This window comes from Pseudomonas machongensis (genome assembly GCF_034961125.1).
Taxonomy (GTDB): domain Bacteria; phylum Pseudomonadota; class Gammaproteobacteria; order Pseudomonadales; family Pseudomonadaceae; genus Aquipseudomonas; species Aquipseudomonas machongensis.
On the sequence record NZ_JAYFUI010000159.1, the window covers coordinates 1 to 2,801 of the forward strand.

General features: G+C 61.0%; 2 protein-coding genes. One reads left to right on the forward strand and one right to left on the reverse strand.

The genetic code is table 11. The features are described from left to right. Positions 1-88: 88 nt before the first annotated feature. The gene (locus VA602_RS15180) at positions 89-2,134 is read right to left on the reverse strand and encodes a terminase large subunit domain-containing protein (RefSeq protein ID WP_323453630.1); all 2,046 of its coding nucleotides are present in this window, start codon (positions 2,132-2,134) and stop codon (positions 89-91) included. Between the two features lie 160 nt (positions 2,135-2,294). On the opposite strand from VA602_RS15180, the gene VA602_RS15185 reads away from it, so the two are divergent. After that, the coding region (locus tag VA602_RS15185; RefSeq protein ID WP_323453629.1) for a GPO family capsid scaffolding protein at positions 2,295-2,801 on the forward strand (507 nt) is incomplete at its 3' end.

Consider the following 2,801-nt stretch of genomic DNA (forward strand, 5'->3'; position numbering starts at 1 on the left):
CGCCAGGAAGTACGCCTCCCCGAACACCATGTAGTCCAGGGCTGCACAGCTCATCGTCTGAGCGCTGCAGCCTTCTGACGGGATGAACTCACGCAGCAGCAGATTGCGCTTGAACTTCGGGATGGCGCCGTGGTGCGCGTTTGCGCGCAGCAGCTTGGCCAGGCCCACGCGGGACACCGGCGGTTTGTACAGGCGCCCGTCGTCGGTGGGAAAGATGCCAAGGTACTCGCCGATATTGGCCGTCAGCACCTGCTCTGGCTCCCCGAACGTGAACACGCGTGTGGGCTGTTGCGCCGGCGCTTGCGGGGCTTGAGGTTTTGGCTGTCGTTTGGGCATGGCTTCCACTCGTGAGGTAGCGGCTCTTGCGCCGCTTGTTGGTGTTCAAAGGTTCGTTGTGAAGGGCGTGCATCACGGCCCAGGCGATGTCGGCGTGTCCGGTGGCCTCGGTCCTCGAGGCGCTGAATGTGATCTGGCCACCGCCAGTGGTGCCCCGTTTGATGGTCAGGAAGGCCTGGGCGATCTCGGTCCAGCCAGCGTCCCACGCGATCCGGCCAGCGCGGATCACGTCCTGGGCTTTGAGCACCAGGGTGGTCTTCGTTTCCAAGCTGTAGTGGATGCGCTGGGCGCGCGGGTAGAAGTCGCACACCAGGTCGTAAACACCGATCCCGACACCGGTCGTGTCGATGCCGATGTGCTGGACGTTGAAGCGCTCGGTCAGCAGCTTGACCTGGGCTGCCTGGTAGGTGAACGACTGTCCCCGCCAGCTGTACTTTTCCAGGATGCGGAATCTTCCACCTGGCTCTGCCGGCGGCGCGACCACAACACAGGTCGCGTCGTCACGGGTTCGGCTTGGGTCATACCCCAGCCATACAGGGGCATCGCCAAACGGGCGGTCGTCGCCTGGCTTGTAGTCGTCCCACAACTCCAGGTCGGAATAGCTGCGCTCAAGGTCGGCCAGCGCGAACGCTGACTGAGTGCTGTCAATGAACTTGCACATGAACAGTTGCTCGAAGCGCTCTTCGTCGTTTTCCAGGCGTAGCCGGTCGATGTCGAACAGGTTGCAGCCGCCGGCGATTGCGTCTTCCAGGGTGATGATCTTGCGCCACTGTCCATCCGGGCAGAGCGTGCCGGCGTGGATCTCGGCATCGCTGGGCCACGCGCCGGCCTTCTTGGCCCGCTTGCTGTTGCGGAAGGTCTCGCCCGTCCAGAACGGGTAAGCCTCATGGGAAACAGCGCTGGGCGTAGAAAAGTAGGTCTGTCGCCATTTCGCATGGGAGGCCATACCGCTGGCTACGGTCTGGATCTTGTCGAAACGCGGGATCCAGAAGATTTCATCCACGTATAGGTGGCCGTGGTAACTCTGTGCCGTGTTGGCATTGGTGGACAGGAAGCGCAGCTCTGCCCAGGGCTTGCCGTCTTTGCTGAGCTTGATGGGGTTGCCGGTCAACTCGATGTCGAACCACTTGCTGGCAAATTCCACGATGTAGCTACGGAACACTTCGGACTGGGCACGGCTGGCCGACAGGAAAATCTGGTTGTCCCCGGTCAACACCGCGTCCATGAACGCCTCGGCGGCGAAGTAGTAGGTCAGACCGATCTGGCGAGACTTGAGGATGTGGCGGATACGCGCCGTCAGTGGGTTCTTCTTGGCCTCGAACAGCTCCAGCTGGTAGTTGAACATCCTGGAGGTGAACTTCTCCAGGAAGTCCACTTCGGTCAGCTGGCTGATGTCGTTCTTCGCCTTTTTTTCCCGCTTCTTGCCGGCACGCTCCCGGCGCTCCTGGTGCGGTTCTTGATCCTGGTCATGGCGCTTTCGTGGGGATTCACTATCCGCCGGCGCCGGCGGGCGGCTCGATTGCTTCAACAGCTTGTCGCGGATCGAAGTCAGGCGGTCCAGCTCGTCCAGTTCGGACTTGCTCAACGTGTCCTGCTTTTCCAGGATCAGGGTGATACGCCTGCTGACAGCGGTCACAGGTTCCTCATCGGTCAGCATGTCATCCCAGCCGCCCTGGCGGATCCAGTAGTAGATGATCCGTACATTGGGCAGCTTCAGCTGAGCCTGGATTTCCTTCACCGATGCGCGGCGTAGGTAGAGGCGTTTGGCGGCCTCTTTGACTTCTATCGAGTAGTTCATGGGCCGCAGTCTATGCGGCGAAAACCCTGAAAACGCGGCATAAAACTGCAGGAAATTCCTAGATCCTCGAAATAGGAATTTCCTGCAGTGAAAGCGTTTGGCCGGTGTTGATCGGCTCCCTATCTTGGCGCTCATCGACCACCACCGAGCGCTCCAACCAATGCCCAGATCCCTTGTCTCCTACTGGAAACGCGTAGCTGTCAGCGGCCCGACCGCCGACAACCGCGAGATAACTGTCCAGGAGCTGGTCGATTGCGCTGAGACCTACAAGCTGTCGGTCTACACCGCTGTGATCTGGAGCGAGCACGAGCGCTGGCCTGGCTCGCACGGCACCGTATTTGCCGTGCGCCTGGTGACCGAAAACGACGATCCCGAGTTGCAGCCCGGCCAGGTCGCTCTCGAAGCCCAACTCAAGCCAAACGACAAGCTGCTGCACCTGAATGACCAGGGCGAGAAGCTGTTCACCAGCGTGGAGATCACGCCCAACTTCGCAAACTCGGGTCGGTACTACCTGACCGGCCTGGCCGTGACCGACTCGCCGGCCAGCCTGGGAACCCAGGAGCTGTACTTCTCCAAGCGTGCCAGCAAGGGCAAGCGCTACTCGAAAACTTCCTACTACTGCTCCGCCGTAGAGCTGGGTTCCCTTCGCGAGGGGAGCGAGCAGCCG